17 protein-coding genes are annotated in these 25,719 nt (G+C 52.7%); 8 read left to right on the top strand and 9 right to left on the bottom strand.

The genetic code is table 11. From position 1 onward, the window contains the following. Positions 1-33 precede the first annotated feature (33 nt). Entirely contained in the window at positions 34-8,214 is an 8,181-nt protein-coding gene (locus QEH52_RS01395) for an MBG domain-containing protein (RefSeq protein WP_308948146.1), read from the top strand. 42 nt (positions 8,215-8,256) lie between these two features. Beyond that, a complete protein-coding gene (locus tag QEH52_RS01400) occupies positions 8,257-10,062 on the top strand; it encodes a ShlB/FhaC/HecB family hemolysin secretion/activation protein (protein ID WP_308948147.1) in 1,806 nt (601 codons plus the stop codon). 17 nt (positions 10,063-10,079) lie between these two features. Here QEH52_RS01400 and QEH52_RS01405 read toward each other — a convergent pair whose 3' ends face one another. From QEH52_RS01405 to QEH52_RS01415, 3 genes are all read right to left on the bottom strand, one after another. Then, positions 10,080-12,389 (bottom strand): cation:proton antiporter domain-containing protein, encoded by a 2,310-nt coding sequence (locus QEH52_RS01405; RefSeq protein WP_308948148.1) that lies wholly within the window; start codon positions 12,387-12,389, stop codon positions 10,080-10,082. 135 nt (positions 12,390-12,524) lie between these two features. Further along, complete coding sequence (locus QEH52_RS01410; protein ID WP_308948149.1) at positions 12,525-13,550, bottom strand: SH3 domain-containing protein; 1,026 nt, start codon at positions 13,548-13,550, stop codon at positions 12,525-12,527. A gap of 82 nt (positions 13,551-13,632) precedes the next feature. Next, positions 13,633-14,364, bottom strand: a complete 732-nt coding sequence (locus QEH52_RS01415; RefSeq protein WP_308948150.1) for a pseudouridine synthase — start codon at positions 14,362-14,364, stop codon at positions 13,633-13,635. Positions 14,365-14,464: 100 nt separating this feature from the next. On the opposite strand from QEH52_RS01415, the gene fabG reads away from it, so the two are divergent. The 4 genes from fabG (at position 14,465) to plsY (ending at position 17,445) form a co-directional block, all read left to right on the top strand. After that, positions 14,465-15,211: a 3-oxoacyl-[acyl-carrier-protein] reductase gene (gene fabG / locus QEH52_RS01420; protein WP_308948151.1), complete on the top strand. Its 747-nt coding sequence runs from the start codon at positions 14,465-14,467 to the stop codon at positions 15,209-15,211. Between the two features lie 47 nt (positions 15,212-15,258). Beyond that, on the top strand, positions 15,259-15,513 hold the full coding sequence (locus QEH52_RS01425; RefSeq protein WP_308948153.1) for an acyl carrier protein: 255 nt from the start codon (positions 15,259-15,261) through the stop codon (positions 15,511-15,513). 65 nt (positions 15,514-15,578) lie between these two features. Beyond that, a complete protein-coding gene (gene fabF / locus QEH52_RS01430) occupies positions 15,579-16,838 on the top strand; it encodes a beta-ketoacyl-ACP synthase II (protein WP_308948154.1) in 1,260 nt (419 codons plus the stop codon). A 16-nt stretch (positions 16,839-16,854) separates the two neighbouring features. After that, positions 16,855-17,445 (top strand): glycerol-3-phosphate 1-O-acyltransferase PlsY, encoded by a 591-nt coding sequence (gene plsY / locus QEH52_RS01435; protein WP_308948155.1) that lies wholly within the window; start codon positions 16,855-16,857, stop codon positions 17,443-17,445. Between the two features lie 54 nt (positions 17,446-17,499). Here the strand turns inward: plsY and QEH52_RS01440 are convergent, their stop codons facing one another. The 5 genes from QEH52_RS01440 to pflB all read right to left on the bottom strand — a co-directional run bounded on the left by QEH52_RS01440 (position 17,500) and on the right by pflB (position 22,669). After that, positions 17,500-17,787, bottom strand: a complete 288-nt coding sequence (locus QEH52_RS01440) for a type II toxin-antitoxin system RelE/ParE family toxin (protein WP_308948156.1) — start codon at positions 17,785-17,787, stop codon at positions 17,500-17,502. After that, positions 17,780-17,998 carry a ParD-like family protein gene (locus QEH52_RS01445; protein ID WP_308948157.1) on the bottom strand — a complete coding sequence of 73 codons (219 nt, stop codon included), beginning with the start codon at positions 17,996-17,998 and terminating at the stop codon, positions 17,780-17,782. The genes QEH52_RS01440 and QEH52_RS01445 overlap by 8 nt, the downstream gene beginning before the upstream one ends. A 53-nt stretch (positions 17,999-18,051) precedes the next feature. Beyond that, entirely contained in the window at positions 18,052-19,464 is a 1,413-nt protein-coding gene (locus QEH52_RS01450; RefSeq protein WP_308948158.1) for an OFA family MFS transporter, read from the bottom strand. 37 nt (positions 19,465-19,501) lie between these two features. Next, on the bottom strand, positions 19,502-20,314 hold the full coding sequence (gene pflA / locus QEH52_RS01455; protein WP_308948159.1) for a pyruvate formate-lyase-activating protein: 813 nt from the start codon (positions 20,312-20,314) through the stop codon (positions 19,502-19,504). A gap of 84 nt (positions 20,315-20,398) precedes the next feature. Next, entirely contained in the window at positions 20,399-22,669 is a 2,271-nt protein-coding gene (pflB, locus tag QEH52_RS01460) for a formate C-acetyltransferase (protein ID WP_308948160.1), read from the bottom strand. Between the two features lie 312 nt (positions 22,670-22,981). Here pflB and QEH52_RS01465 point away from each other — a divergent pair, with 312 nt between their 5' ends. Then, positions 22,982-23,245, top strand: a complete 264-nt coding sequence (locus QEH52_RS01465; protein WP_345785434.1) for a type II toxin-antitoxin system RelE/ParE family toxin — start codon at positions 22,982-22,984, stop codon at positions 23,243-23,245. A gap of 2 nt (positions 23,246-23,247) precedes the next feature. Beyond that, positions 23,248-23,526 (top strand): helix-turn-helix domain-containing protein, encoded by a 279-nt coding sequence (locus QEH52_RS01470; RefSeq protein WP_308948163.1) that lies wholly within the window; start codon positions 23,248-23,250, stop codon positions 23,524-23,526. A 118-nt stretch (positions 23,527-23,644) separates the two neighbouring features. On the opposite strand, the gene typA is transcribed toward QEH52_RS01470, so the two are convergent. Continuing rightward, complete coding sequence (gene typA, locus QEH52_RS01475) at positions 23,645-25,480, bottom strand: translational GTPase TypA (protein WP_308948164.1); 1,836 nt, start codon at positions 25,478-25,480, stop codon at positions 23,645-23,647. Between the last annotated feature and the right edge of the window lie 239 nt (positions 25,481-25,719).

Here is a 25,719-nt window from a genome sequence, read left to right on the forward strand (position 1 = left end):
CGAAGCTAGTGTGATAGTATCTACCTACCAGCTATGAGAGATCTCCAATCGTCCCTTCCCTTTAGTCAATTACTACTCCTTGCGTTTTTCACTGCCGTTTTGGCTGTACCGCCCAGCTCCCTGCAGGCGGCGCTGCCGAGTGGCCTGGAAGTGAGTCATGGTGACATTCGCTTGTCCGGGGATGGGGCGCTTTTAAATATTCATCAGCTCACGCCACAGGCGATCGCCAATTGGCAGAGCTTTTCGATCGATGCGAATAGTGTGGTGAATATTCAGCAATTGGACGAAAGTTCGGTCCTGTTAAATCGAGTGATGGGGGCCGATCCTTCCAGTTTGATGGGGCAGTTAAGTGCCAATGGACGTGTGTATTTGATCAATCCCAATGGTATCGTGGTCGGGCCAGACGCATCGATCAATACTGCCGATTTTATTGCCTCGGCATTGGATCTTTCGGATAGCGATTTTCTGAATGGAGGCGACTTGTCTTTTGTGGGCGAATCCGCTGCCAGTGTGGTGAATTTGGGGCAGATCACCGCAGCCAATGGAGATGTCATACTCATTGCCCACCAAGTGTCTAATGCAGGTGAGCTACATGCACCGAAGGGGATGGTCGGACTGGCTGCAGGGCAAGAGGTCTTACTGATGGCTGAGGGCGATCCGCGTATAATGGTGAAAACTTCGCTTGCAGGACACAGTTCCGAGCTTGGCGTGGATAACAGCGGTGTGATCCAAGCTGCGGAGGCAGAGCTCGTGGCTGCGGGTGGAAATCTGTATGAGTTAGCGATCAATCAGACAGGCTACATTCAGGCGACTGGGGCCGAAGTGCGCAATGGGCGCGTGTTGCTTACCGCTGAGGATGGCGTGATCGCACATAGCGGGCAAATTCTCGCCAATAACGTCGACGGTAGTGGCGGCGAAGTCCTGATTGGGGGGGATTATCGCGGGCAGAATACAGCCATCGCCAATGCGGCGCGGACCGTAGTGACTGAGGAGGCCGTGATCGATGTGAGTGCCAGCAGTGAGCATGCAGATGCGGGGCGTGTGATCGTGTGGGCAGACGAAGCGACTCGCTTCTGGGGGAATATTTATGGTCAAGGAGGGGCGCAAGCGGGTGCGGGTGCCTTTGTGGAAGTGTCGGGTAAGCAGTATTTGGACTTTGCTGGTTTGGTGGATTTGTCCGCTGCAAATGGGGCAGCGGGCAGCTTGTTGCTCGACCCGGCTTCGTTGACTATTCAGCTGGCGGGCGGCGATAGTGCATCTTCATTGGGAGGCGACCCCTATGTATTTGGAGATGAGTTGGATTTGGGGTCGATCTTACAGGTGTCGACGCTGGAGTCGCAACTGGCTCTCAGTGATGTGACCTTGCTGGCCAGTTTGGCTGATGATGGAGCGAGTTCGTCAATCGTGGTCAATGATGCCGTTAGCTGGACCTCGGGGAATCATCTGACATTTGAATCGGCCAATGATATTTGGATCAATGCCGATTTAAATGCTGGCAGTGGTCATGTAGTTTTCGGCTTAGGTTTTGCCTATGATGGCGAGGTGCTCGGCGGGCCTACACTGACGGGTGATTTGATTGTCGATGGCGCGGCGTCGATTGTTGCGGATACGATCACCATCCGCAATAGCACTGTGGATTCCCATGTAGGGAATTCGAATTTTGGGCCAATGGGGGCGATTGACATCAATGGGGCGCTCACGGTGAATACTTTGGATTTTCAGTATACCAATCGTCTACCAGGTCGAAACGGAGCTGAAGGCGGTATTCGCGGAGGAATCTCAATTGATCATGCAGCCAATCAAATTGGAACGATCACTACCAGTGAGTCGGACGGGATGATTTATGATGATGTGGTGATTGTCGACAGTGCGGGCGGTCTCGTGCTGGATGGGTTTTTTAATGTGACGGGCGGGGATGTGAGGATTTCCACCGTGGGAGATTTAACCTTAAGCGCCGGCACTCAGCTCGCGGTCAATTCAGGTTATCCGGAACTGGATGGAGACGGGATGATTGGGGGGGATCTCTTTCTCGCGGCGCAAGCAGGTGCCTTTATTAATCAGAGTGATGCGAATGCTCTAATGCCAGATGGCATGGGCCGTTTTCTGGTTTATTCAGATAATCCCAGCGACACGGTAAAAGGTGGCCTGCTGGGGGCACCCGTTTATAATAAGACTTTCTCGGCCAACGCGCCGGACTCAATTACCCAGACCGGCAATCGTTTCCTATACAGTCTCGCTCCGACCTTAACCTTGACTGCGAATAACCTCTCCAAAACAGTCGGAGAGGCGAACCCCATTCTTAGTTTCAATGTGTCCGGATTGGTCGCTGGTGATACGGCTGCTGATGTCTTCAGCGGGGCACCAGCTTTGAGCACGAGTGCAGATATTACCAGTGCGATTGGCGAATACTCCATCGATCTCGCGACGGGCACTGTGGTTTTGTCGGATTATGATTATGGCCTGAACTTGGTAGACGGCATTTTATCGGTAGAAGCCGCAGCCTTAGTTGAGCTCTTGATCACAGCAGATGATATGTTTCGTTATTACGGTGATCACAATCCCGACTTCACTGCTAGCTTTGATGGCCTCGTCGACGGCGACGATGCCAGCGTAGTGAATGGATTACAGTTTAGCACAAGCGCGGACTTAACTTCCCCCGTTGGTAACTATACCATCACTCCCTTCGGCGCCACGGCAGAGGCTTACAATATTAGCTATGCCAATGGCACATTGACAGTGAACCCACGCCTTTTAACGATCACTGCATTAGACTTGGAGAAAACCTACGGGGATGCCTTACCCGCATTTGCTAGTTCGGTCAGCGGTTTGGCATCTTTTGATGATGAATCCGACCTTGGAAGTATCAGCTATAGCAGCACTGCCAGTTTGACCACCGCAGATGTGGGCGCCTATGCGATCACCCCTTCCGGTGGTAGCAACTCCAATTACAGTATTAGTTATGTGGCGGGCACTGCTACGGTAACTCCGCGCGCTGCCACAATTACTGCGCCCACGCTCAGTCGTGAGTATGGTCTAAATAATCCGACTTACAATGCCACAGGCTCGGGCTTCCTCAGTGGCGAATTTAATCGCAGTCTGGTCGAGTATAATGAGATTTCTGTGTTAGCTGGTATCGGTCACTATACTTTGACCCCGTCCGCTTACGTCGACCCCAACTATAGTATCAGCTATGTCGATGGCTCTTTAGAAATTACCAAAGCGCCCCTGACTTTGACGGCGAATAGTTTTAGCCGTGAGTATGGTTTGGAAAATCCGAGCTTTAGCTTCTACGATTCGGAGTATCGCTTGGGGCATAGCAGTTCGGATGTCTTTAGCGATATTCAGCTATCGTCAACGGCTGCGGTGACTTCCTCCGTCGGCACGTATTCGATCGATTTGGACGTCACCCAAACGAATGAGAATTACGATGTAACGCTACAGAGCGGGAAGTTAACGATTACCAAAGCGCCGCTCCTGGTGGCGCCTACATTAGCTACAAAAATCTATGGTGAGGCGAACCCCGACTTTAGTGTGACCGCTTATGGTCTGCGTAATGGAGATACTGCAGATGTTGTGACTTCAGAGCGGTTCCAAGTATTTGCCAATGAATACTCTGAGGTCGGTAGCTACGAATTGAGCTTATTGGCGGCCACTGCTCAGAACTATAGCCTGAGTTTTAATCCAAGTTTTCTGAATATTACACCACGAGAGCTGACTATTACGGCGAACGATGCGACTCGTGAGTATGGCGATGCCAATCCCATCTTTAGTGCAAGTTTTGATGGCTTAGCGAGTTTTGATGATGAGTCGGTCATTTCTAATCTGCGCTTGTCAACCTCGGCTACGCCCGCCTCGAATGCACTCCAGTATGGCATCCATGTGAGCTCCGATTCAAATCGAAATTATCAGATCAGCTACGAGCCAGGATTTCTAACTGTTACGAAGGCACCGTTGGATATTTCATTGAGTTGGGTCAGTCGCCTTTATGGTGATGGTAATGCCTCTGCGCTCTCGACTGTTGAGATCGAGGAAGCGTATGGTTTTAAATTAGATGACGATCTCAGTGATATACGGCTCAGTGATCTCTCGACTACAGCTACACAGTTTTCGGATGTCGGTAACTACCTGGTCAATGGGAGCATCGACTCTGAGAAATATGAAGTCAGAAGTCTAAACCCCGGTTTGCTCACTGTGACGCCACGACCTTTAACTGTTTTGATCGATCTGGATGCCAGCGAACGTGTGCGCAGTTATGGTGATGCAGGCCTTGATGTGAGTGATCACTTGATTGTAGCCAACCTGACTGCATGGGACACAGTTGAGACTGTGTTCGAAGTTGAGGATCCGACTCAGACATTCACGCCCATCGGAGAATATAATTTTACGGGCAAGGTGCTGGATTCGAACTATACGTTGAGCAGTTTTGCCAATACCAGCTTTACCATTCAGCAGCTCGCTTTGGATCTGGTTTTTGATGGTGCGACTCGCGTGTATGGTGGCGATGCGATCAACCTGTGGCATTATTTAGAGACCGATGAGCTCTTTGTTGCCGGAGATACGCCCGAGAGCGTTCTGAGCACGCCGACTGCAGATGTTTCTGTTAGCAGTGATGTGGGGGAATACCCCATTTCCGTCGCTAGCATTAATAGCAACTACACTGTAAACTCTATTACGGGTAAGTTCAGTATCACGCCGCGTCCGTTATTTGTCTATTTAAATGAGATCGAGCGCGTGTTTGGTAATGCGAATCCGTCTGGATACGCGAGCTATCGCATCGCCGGAGGCGCGAACGATCTGCTTAGTTTTGATTCGCTCGATAGCGTGTTACAGGTCAATGCACCTGAGGTGACGGCCGATGTCGGGACTTATTCGCTGACACCTACGATGCTTACAGATAACTATGAGCTACTTTCGTTTGAGGGCAGTATGACTATCAACCCACGCCAGATCACATTGCAACTGCCAGATTCCGTGCGACGTGTTTATGGTGATGCTAATCCCACACTCGATCCCATTGAGGTCTTAACTCCCAGTGGATTGGCCAATTCGGGATTAGCAAGTTTCCACACCGTGGCCGATGTGATTCACGCGGATTTACCTGCCATCGATGCGAGTCCGCAGGTTCTCTATTGGAGTGATGTCTTTTCCTTAAATAGTAATTACAATGTTGATTTTTCCGATGAGTTTCAGTTCCGAATTGATCCACGGCCGATCACGTTGGAACTACCATCTTTTACCCGATTGTATGGTGATCTAAATCCAGATGTGACTATCGTCGAGCGCAGCTCGACTGGCAATAGCCAAGGCTTGGCATCCTTTGATACCCTAGAGTCTGCTTTTCCTCTGAGCCTGCCAGATGAGTCTGCCAACGTGGGCAGTTACATGGCGAGCGTCAGCAATTCTAATTACGATATCACGAGCTACGGAGGTGAGATTCAAATCGATCCACGGGTGCTCAAGGTCGACGCGATGAATAAAAGCAGCATCTATGGCGAAGATCATGGCTCTTTCTCTGTCACTACCGTCGAGGGTTCGGATGGCTTTGCATGGTTTGATGATTCTCTTGAGCGACGTATCGAAATTTTGCTGCGCAGTGATCTGGATGAAACGACCGAGGTGGGGACTTATCAATTCGTGAATGAGAGTTTTGAGAACTATATCATTGATCTCCGTTATGGTGGCATCTTGACGGTGAATCCACGTCCGGTGACGATACAATTGCCCGGATTCACGCGTGTGTATGGCAGTGAGAATCCCGAGGATTCAATTTTTGCAGTGGCTGATGGTTCTGCGTATGGCCTCGCTTCGTTTGATCGTCTGGAGGATGTCATCTCATTGGGAGTGGAGACGCCAAGCATACAAACGGATGCAGGCACATACGCCTTCGATATCACTAGCGACCCAAATTACAATTTTAGTTATGTCGGAGAGTCGGCGTATACCATCACTCAGCGGTCCTTATTTTACCGGATTTCAAATGTCCTCAGGTCCTACGGCGATGATGCTGGGCAGTTGCCCTATCAGGAACTCTTCGCCAGCGACAACTCTGGTATCGCTTCTTTTGATACCTTTGAAGAAGTGGTTCATTTTAATGTGCCTGGAGCGGAAGCAAATGTTGGGCGCTACACTGTGACCGCGGATGTGGATGATAATTATCAAATCACACTGTTCGGTCCCACCGAAGGGCAGGCGCCTTATGTGCAGATCGAACCACGCTATCTATGGGTCGATTTGATGGGCTATGATCGCCTATACGGTGACGAAAATCAGCAAGATGGAGTTATTATTACACAAGGAAGCCTACCATCATTCGCGCAGATGAGTGATGTCTTCGAACTCTTTACACCGTCTGTCAATACGCCTGCTGGGGAGTATGTGGTGAGTCGAGTGCTGGATAATCGCAATTATACTGTGACTGTGAACCGTGGGAGCGAGTCGATGATCATCAGCCCGCGCACTCTCACACTGAGCCTGAATAGTCATCCTTTTGGCTACTATGGTGATGAAAACTTTTTCGCAGATTTTGTGATCGGCGGAGATGGCCTCGCGGCACATGATACTTATAGCGATGTGATTTCGGTGCCCTTGTTGGATCAGTTGAATGCGAACTCGGATGTCGGTTATTATCTCTTGGATTCAGTCGAGCTTGATCCCACTCGTTATACCTTGCAGGACTTTAGCGCTTCGGTATTCACGCTCTTGCCGCGTCAATTACAGCTCAGCATTCAGGATTTGTCTCTGGATTTTGATAGCATCGATGAGTTGATTGCATACTTAAACGATGAATACCTGGTGGTCGCCGCCGATGTGACAGGCCTACCTGCTGGTGAGAGTATTGATGACGCCTTTCCAATCATACGTTATCAAGTTGTGGACGATGAGCGTGTTCCACAGTTACCGGTGATACCGACTATGAACAATGTCGTGATCCCCGAGGTGTCTGAACTGGCAGCAGACTCTAGTTTAATCGGGAATGGGCTCACTTTGATCGCTGGCGCCAGTGCGCCACCATCGACGGGGGTAAGTCGCAGCTCCAGTGCGATTACAGAGGAGGGTGAAATCAACTTGAGTCAATATCTCACAGTTTACGATGGCTATGACACCGAGGAAAATTACGTGCTGACTGCGGTCCATAATGGCAGCATTCAATTGACCGTGCCGAACACCTTGTCCGATACATTAGTACAGTCCTATACGGGGACGAGCATCACTATCAATGGCACAGATTTCTCGCTCACAGATTTGATGGATCTGGCCAATCAGTCGAGCAACCAAGAGCTGACAGTGGTGAGTGGTAATCAGCCTGCGCCGACACTGGACAGTCTTTTTGCCGGGGGCGATTATAGTCTGGGGATTGATATGATGATGGCATTATTCGAGAGTCTTTTTTCGGATGGAGAGCGTCTGACTTTCGAGGAAGGGAGTTTGTTTTATGAAATTACCCGTAGCACCACAGGAAGCTTAGACGACCTTAGCCCATTCTTGATCCAGCGTTGGTTTGAGCGAAATGCCGACAGTCCGGATTTTATGACGATGCTGGCCGAGCCTTTGGCCGTGTATAGCCAGTCATTTTTAGATAAAGATCCTACGACATACAGTGCTGCAGAGCAGCAGTTCGCAGATTTATTAGGCGAGCATTTAGGCGATGCACGCGACGATGTGGCGGCACGTATGGTTGAGAAGCGAGATGCCTGGATCGCAGTCGAGGAGGCGAAAGGATCCAATTTAGTGGACTTGTTTGGTAAGGATGTACCATGGTCAGACTTTATGAGCGAAGCCGCAGGCGAGTTTGTAACGGATAATTTAGAAGGTAAAATCGTCGGCACTGCGATTGCGGCCGGAGCCTCCGGAGCGGGCGTTGCCACTGGTGTGGCGGTGTTAACCTCTTTTGTGATGCCCTACGCCTTCGGTAAAGTCGCTGCCGGTGTTGGCACTTCGATCGCTGCGGGAACGTCTTTGGCGGGGGCGAGTGCCGCCGCGCTTGTGGCCGTGCCAGCTGTCATTGTGGCGGGTGCCGTTGTTGGCAGTGTCGCACGTGGAATACAGGTATTCGACAATGCCGATCAGAAAGTCATCTTTGATGGTATTCAGAGTGAAGTCGGGCGAGACATGAATCCCGCAAACTTTGATTTAACAAATAGTGCAGGTGAGGACCATACGCTCAATCAGTCCATCCTGGCTGGGGCGCTGGCGAGTATGCTGTTCGGCGGGTAGCCAGGCAGATTATATATAAAAACTACTACTACCGATATTAGAATGAGCGTTAAAAATACTTCAGCTTTCATACATCTGTCATCACGGCTCTTGTTAGCTCCACTCATGATTGCTGCAGCTGCAAATCCGCTGCATGCACAGAACCTGGAGAAGATACAGCCTGAGCCCGTGCCACAATTAGTCGAGCCATTGGTCTCAGACTCGCCAACGCTGGATATTCAGCAGTTAAGAACCGATTTGATTGGCGCGAATCAGGGGGAGCAGATATTACTCCAAGAGCTGAAGCAGTTGATCATTTTAAAGGATCCTGCTCAGTTGGATACTTTGCAATTGCAGCCCGGGCGGACGACTAACTTGGCCGAGTATCCCGAGCTCGACAGCGAGGGCATGAGAGGAGTGATCGAATTATATCTCGGTTTGCCAGTCTCCCAAGAATCGCTGCAGCGCTTACGGTATTCGATCAAATTGATCCTGAGTCAGGACGGCAAACCCTTTTCATCGGTGTATATTCCGCCGCAGGATATTACGGCAGGCGCGGTGCAAATTGTGGTGCGCCCGAGTACAGTCGGTGAGTTGCGAGTCGAGGGGGCGCAGTATTTTTCTGAGGCGAGCTATCTTTCGCGCCTACAATTAAAGGCGGACGGCCAGATTGATCCGAAAACTATACGCACAGGCATCGATCGTATGAATCAAAATTCCTTTCGTTCCGCAGCTGTGCGCGTCGAAAAAGGGGAGGCGCCCGGCACTACGGATGTCGTGCTGCAAGTGCGCGAGCGTCAGCCATATCGTGTGTTTGCCGGATACAATAACACCGGCAGTTTGAGCACCACTGAAGACCGTATGTTTGTCGGCTTCACCTTGGGCAATGTATTTGGCCGCGCGCATCAAATGACCATGCAAGCGACCAGCGATTTGGATATCGAGCACTCCAAGTCAGTGTCGGGGAATTATACTATGGATCTACCCTATAATCACACGGCGACATTTTTCGGAGCTTATTCTGAAATCGTGAGCTTGCCCAGTGGCGGTTTTGATCAGGCGGGCACCAGTTGGCAATTAGGGCTTAATTATCAGATCCCGCTGCCCCCCATCGGACAGGCCTACAGTCATCGTGTGAATCTGGGGCTGGATTATAAATCCAGTGATAACAATCTAGAGCTGAACTTAGCGCCCTTTATCATTCCTATTTATGATAATCTGACGCATGTCGCACAGTTTCGTGCGCAGTATCAGGGCAGCCTGACGGATCGTTTTGGCAGCACCAGTTTTGCAGCCAAATTAACTTATTCGCCCGGTAATTTAGGCTCCAAGAATGAAGACGATGCCTTCGGACAGTCGCGGGCATTTGCGACCGCTGACTATATCTATACCAATTTTGAATTATCGCGGAGCACTCATTTCACAGGCATTATGGATGGCTGGACATGGTTATTGCGCGGGGAGCTGCAGCTTTCGGACAGCAATCTACTCAGTAGTGAGCAGTTTAGTGCCGGCGGCAGCAATTCCGTGCGTGGTTATGAAGAGAGCGAAGTGGTGGGCGACAATGCTTATTTCATCTCGCAGGAACTACAATTGCCGATCATTCCAACCAAGCTGCGGCTACCTGGATATGAACGTGATGGAGCGCTGCGTCTCTTTGTGTTCGAGGATTACGCCAAGACCTGGAATACCGATAAGCTGAGCGGGGAAGAGGGCTTTTCTTTACATAGTGTCGGAGCAGGCTTGCGTTATCAAGTGGCGCAGGATTTGACCTTTAACCTGTCCCATGGTTGGCAACTGCGTGACAGCGGTAGCAGTAGCACCGGGGATAACTATCGCAGCCACGTCTCCATTCAGTTCAGCTATTAGTGCTGTGTGTGTGCACTTTAGTTGGCTGTATCCAAGAGCGTCTGCACTGAAGTTAGCGGCCCCGCGAGCGTGAGCTCGTCGCCTACTTGCAGTTGCTCCGCAGCGGAGAAACTAACTTGTAGCTTGCTGCCTCTTCGAATGCCGACGACTTGTATCCCAAAACGCGCAGGCCAGTTTAACTCACTTAAGCTACGGCCTGACCATGGGGAGGATTGGGCAATGACCAATTTAGTTAGAATTGCGCTGCTTAAATTCGCCTCTGAGGGCTCTTCATGTTCGGTTTCCCGCGTGAGCATCGCGAGTGCTTGCTCTAGATTTTCTGCACTGCCGACTAAGTAGAGTTGGTCACCTGCGTAGAGCGATTCGGATGCAGACACTCTATTGAGTGAATAGCCCTGGCGGTCGATTGAAATGACGGTGACGCCGAATCTTTTGCGTAAATTCAGTTCGCCCATGCTTTGGCCGATCACTTGAGCGCGCAATGGCACTTCGACCTCGATGATGTTTAAGCCGAGTTCTTCGCGGACTTTTTTAGACAATTCCGCCACTTTGGAGTCGGGGTTGAGCTCTTCGGCAAATGCGGATTTGATGGAATGCTCGGCATGGCTATGCCAGCGTACCCAATTTCGCCAGCCGTAGTGGAGTGTGATGCCTAAGACCACCAGTAGAATAATCCATTCGCCAGTGTCGATGCTGCCGATTGGTAGCAGGTTGAACAGCCATAAGCTCAGTAGGATGAGGCCTGCCCAGCGCAGTAGGATGTCGATCCGACTCATACTGTCGGTCGATTTCTTGAGCTTGCTAGTCATGTAGTCCGCCAGGATCATGGCCATGGCCGAAATATTGCGATAGAGTGCAATCAGTGGCCCGAAAATCAGTAGTGAAACACCCAACCAATAAAACAGATCGCTCATGGGTAACCAGCTCAGTGTTTCGTCGGCCCAAGCGGTGAATTTCGCTTCCAGAGGACGCGCAAAAAGTAGTACCGCCGTCACCAATAACCACTCTGCGCCGACTTGCCACAGGCGCGGGCGTAGTAGGCGCCATAGGATACTACGATCTGAGGTTCGCATTACCTTGGCCCACGAATTTTGATAACTGGTCAGCCAGGTGCCGATCCATCCAATCCGCGAAGGTCGAAACCACCTCACCCAGGTATCGCTTTTCTTGACTGTCATCGGTGCGAGCAGGGAGGTGACAAATGAGATCCCCACGGCGGCCACTTGCATGGTGTCGTCCAAGATGCCGGATGCGACGCCCAGACCTGCGATGACGAATGAAAATTCACCGATCGGGGTGACACAGAAAGCAGCTTTCATTGCGACCTCTTCATCTTCGCAGACTGAAAGGAAACCTAAAGTCGCTGCGATCGGGCGCACTAAAAATGCCAGAGTGACGCCTAGAGCGATGATTCCCAGTGCTTCCGGGAAGCGGGTGACATCGATTGCCATGCCGATCGCGGTGAAGAACAGTGCCACAAATATATCCTTCAGTCCGGAGAAGGAGCGCTCAATGGCTTGCACGCGTTTGGTTTCTGCCAAAATCACGCCACAGAGAAAGGCGCCCAAAGCGATCGAGTAGCCCGCACTGAGTGCAAGCCAAGCCATGGCAAAGAGTAGGCCAGCTACGATTAAGGTCTCTAGCTCGATTCCACCCCGTTTCTCAAAGCGATTTAGCCAGCGTGGTAACACCACGATGCCAGGAAGAATGATGAGTGCAACAAATGCGATTAATAGAGCGACCGTGCCGAATATTTCGCCCATGCCTGCGTTGCCGCTGGCTTGCTCCATCGCCACATAGGAGCCTAGGTAGCCTAGCATGACAATGGCTACGATATCTTCGAGCAGAGTCATCGCCAGTGCCAATTGCCCCGCCCTGCGGTGCATGAGTTGGTTGTCGTAAATGAGCTTACCCACTATGGCCGAGCTGCTGCCCATTAGCATGGCTGCTAGAAATAAGGCCGTGGTCTCATCAAAGCCTAGGAGTAAGGCGCTGCAGCGCGCGAGTGTGAGCGTGCCGAGCGCCGTGATCACTGTGGCCAGCATCACTCCAAGCCTCACTTGTCGGAGCTTGCGCAGGCGTAAGCCCAGGCCGATGAAGAACATTAGAAAGACCAGTCCCAATTGGGAGAGTAATTGAATGCGCACCACGTCGGTGACGTAGGGGAAGGTGATTTGCGGGGTGCCCACGATGATGCCCGCGGCTAGATAACCAACGATCACCGAGATGCCCAGACGTTTGCAAAGCCATCCGCTCAGGCCCGCTGCTAATAGGACGACTGCCAGGTCCTGGATTAGAAATTCAACTAAATTAACTGTGGAATTCATTATGGAGGAAACGAAGCCTAGTTCAGGTAATCAACGTTTCCCCCATCTCAATTCAGCGCGAAGTTATTTGCAAGCCACGTGTGAAGATGGGTGCTTTTTAGGTTGTGGGCAGTGTGGTGTGTGCTCCGATTCTATTTAGTCGGCTAAGCGTAGGCTCTCAGCTTGAATGACGAGTTGGCCGTGGCTGTCGGGCAGTGGATAGATTTGCCCGCGCAGGTAGACCTTTTGTTCGAGGTAGGGGGCCAGATCGTTGATGTAGATTTTTGAGAAGTCCACATAGGCGATCAGTCTGCCTTCCGGTGATTTGAGGCGAATCGGATAGTCGGGGCCCTTGGCGTTGATTTCACGCACCAGTGTGCCCGTGAGTAGACGAGGGGCTTTGGCCGGACCGAGTTCGGGTTTGGCCTCATAGGCCTGCGTTTGGTCGGGAGAGACCATGATGGGATCTGTGATCGGGGGGGCGGGGGCAGCTGCCGTGCCAGTGGGAAGTGGAGAGTGAGGCACGGAGCCTGAGTGCAGCTGCGCTGTTGCAGGCTGCCAGGCGACATTTTCGGGGGGCAGGGTATTCGGGTCCAGTTGAGCGATGGGCTGGTCGGGGTTGACTTGTGCGCGTGGCGCTGGGATGGCGACTGGCTCGGGAAAAGCGATCGCTTGGGGTGCCGGTGCTTGGGGTGCCGGTGCCTGGGCCGAGGGGGCTGGCGGCGTGGAGAGCTGTCGCGCTTGGAGATCGAGGGCCGACTGCTGGCTGGCGTCGCTTAGAAAATAGCCGGTGATCTCTTTGCTCAGGCGGACGGTGGCCCATTCCTCTTTGACGCGTACGATCTCATAGCTGTCGCCAGTGGCGATATGAGTGATGCTGGCAGACTCCGAGGTGGGCAGATATTGGACCGGGGTGCCCGCCTGGATTTCGAAGTTTTTGCTCAAGCTAGCCTCGGGCACATAGCCGGTAAAGGGGCTGGGCATGGGCAGTTGTCGCCAGCCCAGATGTGCATTGATCGGTGCGGGCGCCGTGTCGAGCAGCACCTTTTCGCTGGCGGTCACTTTGGCGATCACAGGCGCGTCTGCTTCCGGAGCCAGGCGCAGTAGGATCTCCTTGGCGGCGTGGGAGCTGTGACAAAGCCCGAGGCAGATGAGTAGGCTGTAAAAAAGAATTCTTAGCATGTTTTGCGTTGGGTTCGTTTTTCTGGGTGCGCGACTTGTCATAGCCATCCTGCCGCGGGCGTGACTGCTGTCCTTGCTGTCCTTAGCGGAAGAGACGCTCGATATCTTTCTTGCCGAGGATCTTGATGCCGCCACGTGGGATGTTCTTAAGCACGATGCCGCCGATTTGCACGCGGACGAGTTTTTTAACAAAGTAGCGGTTCGCTTCAAAGAGGCGGCGCACTTCGCGTTTTTTGCCGTGGTGGAGGTGCACTTCCAGTCGGCGTAGGTGCCCTTCGCCCATCTGCGGAGCAGGGATGACCTTTTCGGCTTTTAAAAAGTCGCCTTCGTATTCGGTGCCGGCGAGTAGCTTGGGGATGTCGGCTTTGTTAAAGTCGCGATGCAGCACCACCCGGTAGCGCTTTACGATTTCGGTGCTGGGGTGGGTGAGTCGGTGTGCGAGGTCGCCATCGTTGGTGATGACTAATAGGCCCTCACTGTCTTTATCCAAGCGCCCGGCGCAAAAGAGGCGTTGGCGCTGTAGATCCGGAGGTAGTAGCTCGAAGACCGTGCGATCCGCATGCGGGTCTGAGTTGGTGCAAAGCACGCCCTTAGGCTTGTTCATGATCAGTGTGACCGGGCGCTCTTCTTTGCGCATGATCGGCTTATTGTTCACGAAGATGGCGGCATCAGCTGTGGCTTTATCGCCCAATTGGGCGACTTTTCCGTTCACGCGGACATTGCCTTCTTCGATGAAGCGTTCGGCCTCGCGGCGGGAGCAGAGCCCTGAATTGGCAATGAGCTTTTGGATGCGTTGTGGTTCTTGTTCTGACATTACGCTTACTAGAGTCTTTAAGTTGCGTGGCTGTCAATGTTGCTTGGAGCTAACATTGGGCTTGCGCCAAGTCGGCGAATTGTCGGAAACTTCACTTTACATGAGTGAAACCACAGAGAAAAGAATCGCCCTCGTTACTGGCGCCGGTCGTGGCATCGGGAAAAGCATCGCCGAGTTGCTCGCGAGCAAGGGGCACCACGTAATTTGCATCAGTCGATCAGAGAGCTCTTGCGGCGCGGTGGCCGATGCCATCAACGCAGGTGGGGGCTCCGCGGAGTCACGCGCGCTGGATGTGGCCGACAAGGCTGCTGTTAAAGAAGCCTGCGAAGCCTTGCTCGAAAAGCACGGTAATATTGATATTCTTGTCAATAACGCGGGCATCACACGCGATGGTTTGCTCTTCCGTATGAGTGACGACGATTGGGATGCTGTGATCGAAACCAATCTTTCCAGTTGCTTTACCTTTATCAAATATCTCGCTCGTCCGATGACGCGTAAGCGTTGGGGGCGCATCATTAATATGGCGTCCGTGATCGGCCTGACTGGCAATGCGGGCCAAGCGAACTACGCCGCCGCCAAAGCGGGTATGATCGGCTTGACCAAGAGCCTGGCTAAGGAGTTTGCGGCGCGCAATGTGACCGTGAATGCAGTGGCTCCAGGTTTCATCGCGACCGATATGACTGCGGAGCTCAATGAGAAGCAACAAGAGGCGATCGTCGGTATCATTCCCATGAAGCGTATGGGCGAAGCCAAGGACATCGCAGCCGCGACTGCCTTCCTCGCATCGGAGGACGCAGGATACATCACCGGACAGGTTTTTACAGTTGACGGTGGTATGGTCATGTGATGCCACATTGAGCAGCTAGTTTTATTTAACCTAATACACAGAAAATTATGTCAGACCAAACAATCGAACAACGCGTGAAGACAATTATCGTCGATCAGCTTAACGTTAACGAGGAGCAAGTAACTCCAGAAGCATCTTTCTTGGATGATCTTGGTGCCGATTCGCTTGATACTGTTGAACTTATCATGGCTTTCGAAGAAGAATTCAGCGATGAAATCGACGGCGAAATCCCAGAATCGGATGCAGAAAAGCTTCAAACTGTTGGTGATGTGATCAAATATATCACTGAAAAGGCAGGATAAGAAAATTCTACTTTCAAACTTACGATTAAGCCGCTTAAATGCGGCTTAATTTTTATACAGACATCATGAGTGAAGCAATTGAGAAACAACGTGTCGTAATCACAGGTATCGGCACCGTGACAAGTTACGGTGACGGGGTGGAAACTTTCTGGGATAACCTATTGGCCGGCAAGAGTGGCATAGATACAGTAAAATCTTTCGATATTACGGAATATCCTTCGAAGGTGGGTGCCGAGTGTACTGACTTTCAGGCGGGGCAATATATGGACCCCAAGGAGGCACGCCGTAACGATCGCTACACGCAATTTGCGGTGGCTGCTTCACGTTTAGCGCTCAAAGATGCCGACCTCGAGGACACCTCAAAGCTGGATGCCGACCGTTTTGGCGTGTTGATTGGCTCTGGTATCGGAGGGATGTTGACGATTCAGACGCAAAGCCGTCGCCTCTACGAAGGTGGGCCACGTCGTGTGTCGCCATTCATGATTCCTTCACTCATTGCAAATATCGCCAGTGGCGTGGTCGCGATTGAAGTTGGAGCTCGTGGGCCAAACTTCGGTATCGTCAGCGCCTGCGCTTCGGGCACGCACAGTATCGGCGAAGCCTTCCAAAAGCTACGCGATGGTGACAGTGATATTATGTTGGCAGGTGGCAGTGAAGCCGCGGTTACAGAGCTCGGATACGCAGGCTTCTGCTCGATGAAGGCGATGAGCACCAGCTATAATGACAATCCTACGACTGCCAGCCGTCCTTTCGATAAGGGCCGCGATGGCTTTATCATGGGCGAAGGCGCCGGCGTGCTGGTGCTGGAAACGCTGGAACACGCGCAAGCGCGTGGTGCGACCATTTATTGCGAAATCGCTGGTTACAGCGCCACTTGTGATGCGTATCACATCACTTCGCCCGATCCAGAAGGTAAGGCCCTGGGCACTGCGATGCGTAATGTGGTTGAAGAGGCTGGCATTCAGCCTGAAGACGTCAGCTACATCAATGCGCACGGCACTTCGACTCCTTACAATGATAAATTTGAAACCAGTGCCATCAAAAAGGCATTTGGCGAGCATGCCTATAAGCTGTCCGTCTCTTCGACTAAGGGCATGACGGGGCACCTGCTCGGCGCTGCGGGCGGTGTGGAGTCGGCGGTCTGCGCACTTGCGATTCGCGATGGCAAAATCCCCGCGACGATCAATTACAACGAGCCAGATCCGGATTGTGATCTCGATTACGTGCCGAATGAGATGCGTGAGGCCGAAGTCAACGTAGCGATCTGCAATAACCTCGGTTTTGGCGGTCATAATGCGACCTTGCTTTTCAAAAAGCTGGTCTAAGTAGCTGGTCTAGCCGGTGGCAATTTCTTCCATTCTCCTAGTCGTATTGGTCGGCTATTTTCTCGGTGCGATCAGCTTCGCGGTGATCGTGGCGCGTGGCCAGGGCGTTGATATCTTCAAAGAGGGTAGCGGCAATCCGGGGGCGACCAATGTAAAGCGCGTGCTGGGTGCAAAGTGGGGCAATACTGTTTTCGCACTCGATGCACTCAAGGGCTTTATCGCCGCTGGCTGGCCACTCCTGGTATATGGGGGAGATAACCGGCTGGCAGTAATCGGCCTGATTGCGGCGATTCTTGGGCATAGCTTTTCCGTCTTTCTCAAGTTTCGCGGCGGCAAGGGCGTGGCGACCACTATTGGGGGTCTGCTAGCCCTGATGTGGGCGGTGCTCTTGATCGGCTTGGTGATCTGGTTGATCGTCTTTTATAGCTCTAAAATGGTGGCGCTGGCTTCGATCTTGTTTGCGCTCAGTTTGCCGGTTTCGGCTTACTTTATCCATGGCACGCAAGATCCACGCTTTTACCTAGGCCTCATTTTGGCAGTCTTGATCGTGGTGCGCCACCGGTCCAATATCGCCCGTATGTTTGGGGGCAAGGAGAACAAGTTCTAAGGCGGAGGTTCCTTGCTCTCTTGGATCCATTCTGCATGAGAGGGTTCAAGCTTTTCAGCCTTTTCTATATTTCTTGAGATCTCTGTAGAAGTTTTCATGGCTTCCAAAGCTTAGCAGGTTGATCTCATTAGAATCGAATGTGTAAGAGAGGAGAGTTAGCTGTTTGTTTATCTTGAATTTGTGAACAAGGACTCCTGCTAAATCACCTGCTTTAGCTTCTCCGATATCGGGATCGTTTGAGATATCCAGAACCGCATCATCGAGTTCTTTCTTTTCCTGCTTTTTTAATCTTTTAAGTTTTCGACCAAAAATTGGTGAAAGGTAGATCTTCCTTTTATCCAAAGGTGTATTCCTCCTTGGGGGCATCTTTCATTTCAGCCATTGCTAGCAGTGTTTCCTTTATGAAGCTAAAAGGTAGGTCGGGGTTTTCTTCTGCAGCTTTGCCGATCGTCGCCCAATATTCCAATTGAGAAGTCATCGATCGATGCTCCACCTTTGATCTGGTTTTTGCTTCTTCGGCTAGACGATCGGAAATTCGTATGACTGTACTCATTTTTAGCTGTGTAGCAAAATGTAGCACTTTGTCAATTTTCTTCTACCCTTCGTCTAGTGCTCCTGAACCAGCCTGCGTGCTGTGGCTTGTGGCTGCGTTTGCAAATTAAGTTTCATGAGCAGTGATATTATGAGTGCGCCAACAAGTGCCGCGCCGAATACATAAAGGCTGGTTTGATAGCTTTGCGTGGCTTCGTAGACGCGTGCGTTGACCATCGGGCCGACCAGGCCCGCGCAGGACCATGCGGTGAGGATAATGCCGAGTAGAGTGGGCATGGCTCGTATGCCGAAAAGGTCGCTGATGTAGGTCGGTATGGTTGCAAAGCCACCTCCATAGCAGGAGAGGATGATGAAGGTGATGCCCATGAAGAGAATCGGGAAATGGGTGAGCTTGGCCAAGAGCGGAAAGGCGGCGATTTGTAGCACGAAAAACGCAACAAAGGTATTGGGGCGCCCGATGTAGTCTGAAAGTGCGGCCCAGCCGATGCGGCCTAGGCCATTGAATAGGGAGATGCCCATCACGAGTAAGCTGGCTTCCGAGTCGGATAGATGGACCATTTCATAGCCCATCTTTTTGGCAGTCGAGATCAGTGCAATGCCGCAGGATGCATTGATGAATAACATGCTCCAGAGCCCGTAAAATGCGGGGCGTTTCAATGCCTGTGCCACTGTTAATTCCTCGCCTTGCGACTTGGTCTGGAGGGACGTTTCTTTGCTGGGCAGTGTCTGCAAGTCATCGCGCGTAGGTGGGGTGATATAGAGTGCGCTGGGCACCATGATCACGAGATAGATGCCGGCTAAGTAGCTAAAGGCCCGTACGATGGATGCTTTCTGGTAGAGGAGCGTTTTTTGAGGCGCGAGCTCTGGCTCAGGAGTCGCTGCGAGGGCTGCGGCGTCCGGGCTTGTCGCGGTGGCTGTTACGGCATCCGTGGCCTGTTGTTGATACTCGTAGGCACTGATACCTTGTGGCAGGGAGATCTCGGCTTGGACTGGTACGAATTGATCGATCAATTTAGCGCAAACCAGTCCACCAAAGCCGAAGCCCATAATGGCGAGCCCGGTGGCCAAGCCGCGGCGATCGGGGAACCATTTGACCAGTGTGGCGATGGGGGAGATATAGCCTAAGCCGAGCCCGATGCCGCTGACAGCTCCGAAGCTTAAATAGAACAAGGGCAGGCTCTCGACTTGGCAGGCCAGTGCAGAGCCTAGCAGGCCGCCCGAAAAGAAGGCTGCGCTGAGCAGGCCGCCGAAGCGGGCCCCCTTGCGCTGGATGAAGCTTCCGAGGAAGGCGGCCGAGAGGCCCAGGAAGAAGATCGCCAGACTGAAGGCCAGTGAGGTGTTACTCGAGGACCAACCAAAGGTGTTTTCCAGAGGCATTTTCCATACGCTGTAGGCATAAATGGAGCCGATCGAAAGGTTGATGCTGCAGGCGGACGCTGCAATGAGCCAACGATTTTTTGTTTTCATGAGATATTCGCATCGACCCCTGCGCAATGGCGCTGCTCTAGATCGCAACGACTCCATGCCGCGCAAATATCGCGCGTGCGCTGTCGACTGCTTCCGGAGTAGGCGTCGGTGTGTTTGCTAGTTTATAGGGCAGCCCAGAGAGTTTGTATTTCTCTTCGCCCATTTTGTGGAAGGGGAGGATTTCGACCCGTTCGACGTTGCCGAGTTGGCTGACGAATTGGGCTAGCCCATCGATGTTTTTCTCGTTGTCGGTGAGGCCGGGCACCAGCACGAAGCGGATCCAGACTTTGTTGCCGCGGGCATCCAGACGTTGTGCAAATTTGAGAGTTTGGTCTACACAGACTCCGGTCACGACTTTGTGAGTCATTGGACTGAAGCTTTTGATGTCGAGTAGCACTAGGTCGGTCTTGTCGAGCAGTGCATCGCTGGCTTTGTGGCCGACAAAACCTGAGGTGTCTAAGGTGGTGTGAATGCCGGCTTCTTTGGCGAGGGTAAACATGGCTTCGACGAAGTCGGGCTGCATCAAAGGCTCCCCGCCTGATAGTGTAAGCCCCCCCTTGCGGATGAAGGATTTGTACTTCAGCACATCGGCAAAGGCCTCCTCCGCGGTGCGAGTCTCGCCGGCTGGTTTGCCTTGGCTATCCGGATTGTGGCAATATTGGCAGCGCAGCGGGCAACCATGCAAGAAGAGCACATAGCGCAGACCGGGACCGTCGACTGTACCGCAGGTCTCGACGGAGTGAATGTAGCCCTCGGTTGCGGGCGAAGCAGCCAGTGTGGCAGGACGTTCAAAGGCGCAAGTGGTCGCGCTGGTGACAGTGCTGGTGGTAGGTTTTAAGGTAGTGGTCATTTTTTCAGAGGTCAGAGATCAGAGATCAGAAGCCAGGATGCGTTTCATTCGCGGTCTCCTGACTTCTGTCTCCTGTCTTCTGATTTATATACTATCGTGGAAGGTTCTAGTGATGACGTCCATCTGCTGCTCTTTGGTCAGCTTGATGAAGTTTACGGCGTAGCCTGAGACCCGGACGGTGAGTTGTGGGTATTTTTCCGGATGCTCCATCGCATCGAGCAAAGTCTCCTTTTCGAAGACGTTGACATTGATGTGGTGCCCAGCCGCCTCAAAGTAACCATCCAGAATATTCCCTAGGTTGGCCACTTGTTCGGGTGCTGTTTTGCCCAGTGCCTTAGGCACGATGGAGAAGGTGTAGGAGATGCCGTCCTGCGAGTGTTCGTAGGGGAGCTTGGCCACCGAAGCCATCGAGGCGACTGCGCCCTTGCGATCACGACCGTGCATGGGGTTGGCCCCCGGCGCGAAAGGCTCGCCGGCCTTGCGGCCGTCGGGAGTGCTGCCGGTCTTGGTGCCGTAAACCACGTTGGAGGTGATAGTGAGCACCGATTGAGTGGGCACGGAATTGCGGTAAGTGGGCTGTTGCCGCACTTTATCCATGAAGCGCTCGACCAGATCGTTGGCAAAGGCATCCACACGGTCGTCGTTGTTGCCGAAGGCCGGATACTCTCCGATCACTTTGTAGTCCACGGCGAGGCCTTCTTGATTGCGGATGACTTTGACCTTGGCGTGCTTCACTGCAGAGAGTGAATCGGCTGCGACTGAGAGGCCGGCAATGCCGCAGGCCATGGTGCGCAGGATCACGGGGTCGTGAAGGGCCATCATGATGTTCTCTGCTGAGTATTTATCATGCATGTAGTGGATGATATTCAGCGCTTTGACATAGGTGGCGGCCAGCCAGTCCATGGTCTTGTCGAAGCGTGCCATCAGGTCGTCAAACTCTAGATAGTCGCCGGTGAAAGGATCACTCTCGGGGGCGATTTGCTGACCACTTTTCTCGTCTTTGCCGCCATTGATGGCGTAGAGCATCGCTTTGGCCAGATTGGCGCGAGCGCCGAAGAACTGCATTTGCTTGCCGATCCGCATCGCGGAGACACAGCAAGCGATGCCGTAGTCGTCGCCCCAGTACTGGCGCATCAGATCGTCGTTTTCATACTGAATCGAGCTGGTCTCGATCGATACCTTGGCGCAGAAATCCTTGAAGCCCTGTGGTAAATTTTGCGACCACAACACGGTGAGATTTGGCTCGGGGGCGGGCCCGAGGTTGTAGAGGGTTTGTAGCACGCGGAAGCTGGACTTGGTCACCAGCGTGCGGCCGTCTTCGCCCATGCCGCCGATGCTTTCGGTCACCCATGTGGGGTCGCCGGAGAAGAGCTCGTCGTAGTCGGTGGTGCGAATGAAGCGCACGATCCGCATCTTCATAACCAAATGGTCGATGATCTCTTGGGCCTGCTCCTCGTTTAAAGTACCTTCAGCGAAGTCGCGTTCGAAGTAGATGTCGAAGAAGGTGGCTGTGCGGCCAAAGGACATTGCGGCACCGTTTTGGTCCTTCACCGCCCCGAGGTAGCCGAAGTAGGTCCATTGCACGGCTTGTTGCCCGTTTTGGGCGGGCAGGGAAATGTCGATGCCATAGGCGGCTGCCATGGTCTTGAGATCTTTGAGCGCTTTGATCTGATCCTGAGTCTCTTCACGTTCGCGTACCCAGTCTTCGCTGAAGCTTTCGTTTTGGGTGTCTTTGAGCAGGCGTAGCTTATCGGCAATCAAGCGGTCTACGCCATAGAGCGCGACGCGGCGATAGTCGCCGATGATCCGTCCGCGGCCATAGCCATCGGGCAGGCCAGTCACGATGCCGGCCGAGCGTGCCTTACGGATGTCGTCGGTGTAGCAGGCGAACACTCCGTCGTTGTGTGTTTTGCGGTGCTTGGCAAAAATGTCCGCAGTCTCGGGGTCCATTTCGCGGCCGTGTGCCTGCAGCGCTTTCTGGGCGATCCGCACACCGCCATAAGGCAGCATGGCACGTTTGAGTGGCTTGTCGGTCTGCACGCCCACGATGGTTTCCAGGTCCTGGTTGATATAGCCGGCGCCATGGGAGGCGACCGTGCCGACTACCTTTGTGTCGGCATCCAACACACCACCTGCGGCGCGCTCCTCTTCGAGTAGCAGCTTGAGCTCGTTCCAAAGTTGTGTGGTTTTTGCGGTCGGCTCTTTCAGAAACGAATAGTCGCCCTGGTAGGGCGTATAGTTCTGCTGAATGAAGTCGCGAACGTCGATCTGGTCTTGCCAGACTCCGTTACGAAAATTGCGCCATGCGGACGCTGCGTTATCCTCTGTGTGGGCGGGGGATGTTGTAGTTTGCATATCTGTATTAGATTAAAGAAGTGTGAGCTAATTTTATTAGCATTTCCGATTAGTAAAATTTATGCAGAAGAAGTATGTAAACAGGTTGTCTAATCGAGTATAAAGTGTGCTAATCCTTTTTTAATAAGCCTATCTTATGGTTCCGGTTAGTGATGTCGGGGAGAATGGAGCGCGAGAGGCAGTCGAAACGTCAGGTGTAGAGTTCATGTAACTTGACAAATATATCAAATATGGCATATTTTATGGCGTGAGGTGGTCGGTTTTAATTTTGAATGAAACAGTGGAGAAGGAGTTGGAGGCTTTCCTGTAGATATGCAGGCACGGTTCTCGCGGGTGGTTTCTTTAATTGAAGAATTCGGTTTGCCGCATGTGGGAATGCCTCATCTCAGGCATTTGCAGGATAAGCTATGGGAAATGCGATTGACAGGGCGTGATGGGATTTCTCGTGCGCTCTATGTGACTGCCCGCGGTGAAAAAGTGGTGGTTGTCCGTGTTTTCATTAAGAAAACACGGACAACGCCTCCAAGAGAAATTAGGCTGGCATTAGAGCGAGCGAAAGAAATTGAAGGGGATTAACAATGAAGACAGCAACACAGTTACACAGAAAGTGGATTAAGAACGCAGATTACGCAGAAGCTTTTAATGCGCTTGAAGACGAGTTTTCAGTCGCACGTGCATTAATAGATGCACGCACGAAAGCAAAACTCACTCAATCGGAAGTGGCGGCACGTATGGAGACATCGCAAGCAGCTGTGGCTCGACTGGAGGCTGGGAGGGGGAATCCATCGCTCGCGACTTTGAAGCGTTACGCCAACGCCACGGGCAGTCATCTCAAAATCGCTTTGGAGCCTGTTTGATCCTTGAAAGAGTCGTCAGAAGACAGATGTCAGAGGCCCAGTCTGAATATCAATAAGTCACAAAAAAACGCTCACGGTTTCCCGTGAGCGTTTGGTCTAAATAATCTGCCCTATGGGCTTAAGACTTGGCTGCTTTGGCGGCTTTGCGGCGCTTGTTTTCGTCGAGCTCGCGTTTGCGCATGCGTAGGAAGTTCGGCGTCGCTTCGACCAGTTCGTCGGGCGCGATGTATTCGATCGCACGTTCCAAGGAGAACTTAACGGGAGGCGCGAGCTGGATGCCCTTGTCGGAGCCGCTGGCACGCATGTTGTCGAGTTGCTTCGCTTTGGCAGGGTTGACGGGCATGTCTTCGACACGTGGATTCTCGCCGACGATCATGCCGCCGTAGACTTCCTCGCCGGGACCGACGAAGAGTTTGCCGCGGTTTTGAATCATATCCAGTGCGTAGGGCATGCTCTTGCCTTGTTCCATGCTGACGAGTGTGCCCGTGAGGCGTGTCACGATTTCACCACAGTGCGGGCGATATTCCAGGAAGGAGTGGCTCATCACGCCATGGCCGGAGGTCATGGTGACGAGGTCACTTTCGAAACCGATCAGGCCGCGCGTTGGCACTTCGGCTTCCACGGTGACACCGGAATTGTGGTGCTCCATATTGGTGACCTTGCCCTTGCGCTTTGCGAGGTTTTCCATGACGCCACCAAGCTGTTCTTCCGGCACTTCTACCCAGACCTGTTCAAAAGGCTCGCAGCGTTTGCCGTCGATTTCTTTATACAGCACGGTGGGGCGAGAGACGAGCAGCTCGAAACCTTCGCGGCGCATGGTTTCCACCAAGACGGCGATCTGCATGGAGCCGCGGGCATTGACGAGGAAGCGTGTGCCATCGTCGGTATCTTCGATGCTGATGGAGATGTTGGATTGAGTCTCGCGGATGAGGCGCTCGCGGATCTGGCGGGAGGTGACCTTCTTGCCATCTTTGCCAGCGAGGGGACCGTTGTTGACGGAGAACTCCATTTGCACGGTGGCAGGATCGATCTCGACGAAAGGCATTGCCTCGGCGTCTTGTTGCGCAGCGAGTGTGTCGCCAATGTCGACGTCGTCGAAGCCGGCCAGACCGACAATGTCTCCAGCCACCGCGTCGGTGACGTCGTCGGTGTTACCCGCGCCGGAGAAGCTCTTCATCTTGGTCACTTTAACGCGTTCGCGTTTGCCGCTTTTACGCAGAGCGAAAATAGTTTGGCCTACTTTGACTTGGCCAGAGAGCACACGGCCGATCGCCATGCGACCGACGTAGTCGTCCCAGTCAATGTTGGACACCAGCATGCGGAAATCACCTTCTTCGATGGTGGGGGCTGGGATGCGCTCTACAATGGTCTCGAAGAGATCGAGCATGTTTTCGCGTGGGCCATCGACTTCGCGGTCGGCGAAGCCCATCTTAGCCGAAGCATACAGGAAGGGGGCGTTGAATTGATCTTCGTCCGCATCCAGGTCGAGGAAGAGTTCGAGCACTTTGTCATGCACCCAGTCCGGGCGTGAGGACTCGCGATCGACTTTGTTGATCACGCAAATGGTCTTCAGGCCTTGGTCGAGAGCTTTGCGTAGCACCCAGCGAGTTTGCGCTTGCGGGCCGCCAACGGCATCAGTCAGTAGCAATACGCCGTCGACCATTTTCATCACACGCTCCACCTCGGCACCGAAGTCGGCGTGACCTGGGGTGTCGACGATGTTAATCGTGTATTCTTCGTTGTCCTTGGGATTGGTCCATTTTACAGCGAGATTCTTCGCTTTAATGGTAATGCCTTTTTCACGCTCCAAGTCCATGGAGTCCATCGCGCGCTCTTGCACTTGTTGGTTTTCACGGTAGGTTCCGCTCTGTTGCAGTAGGCAGTCCACCAATGTGGTCTTGCCGTGGTCAACGTGGGCGATGATGGCGATGTTTCGGATGTTTTTTGCGTTCATTTACTTAAGGATGTCTTTGTCGTAATCCGTCTCTCAATCCCTCTCTGATGCATCCCAGAGGTGGGACTACTTGAAGAGTTGGATTACGATTAAGATCACCTAGAAAGAGAAAACCCGCCGAGAAATTTACGGCGGGGTGGTAGTTAAAGGGCGGCATAGATGTCAGCCCGAGGCACGAAGTCAATGGAAATAGACAGTGCTCAAGAGCTCCGCCTTGGCATTCATTCGTGCGGCGGCTG

The organism is Thalassobacterium maritimum, assembly GCF_031127805.1.
Taxonomy (GTDB): domain Bacteria; phylum Verrucomicrobiota; class Verrucomicrobiia; order Opitutales; family Coraliomargaritaceae; genus Thalassobacterium; species Thalassobacterium maritimum.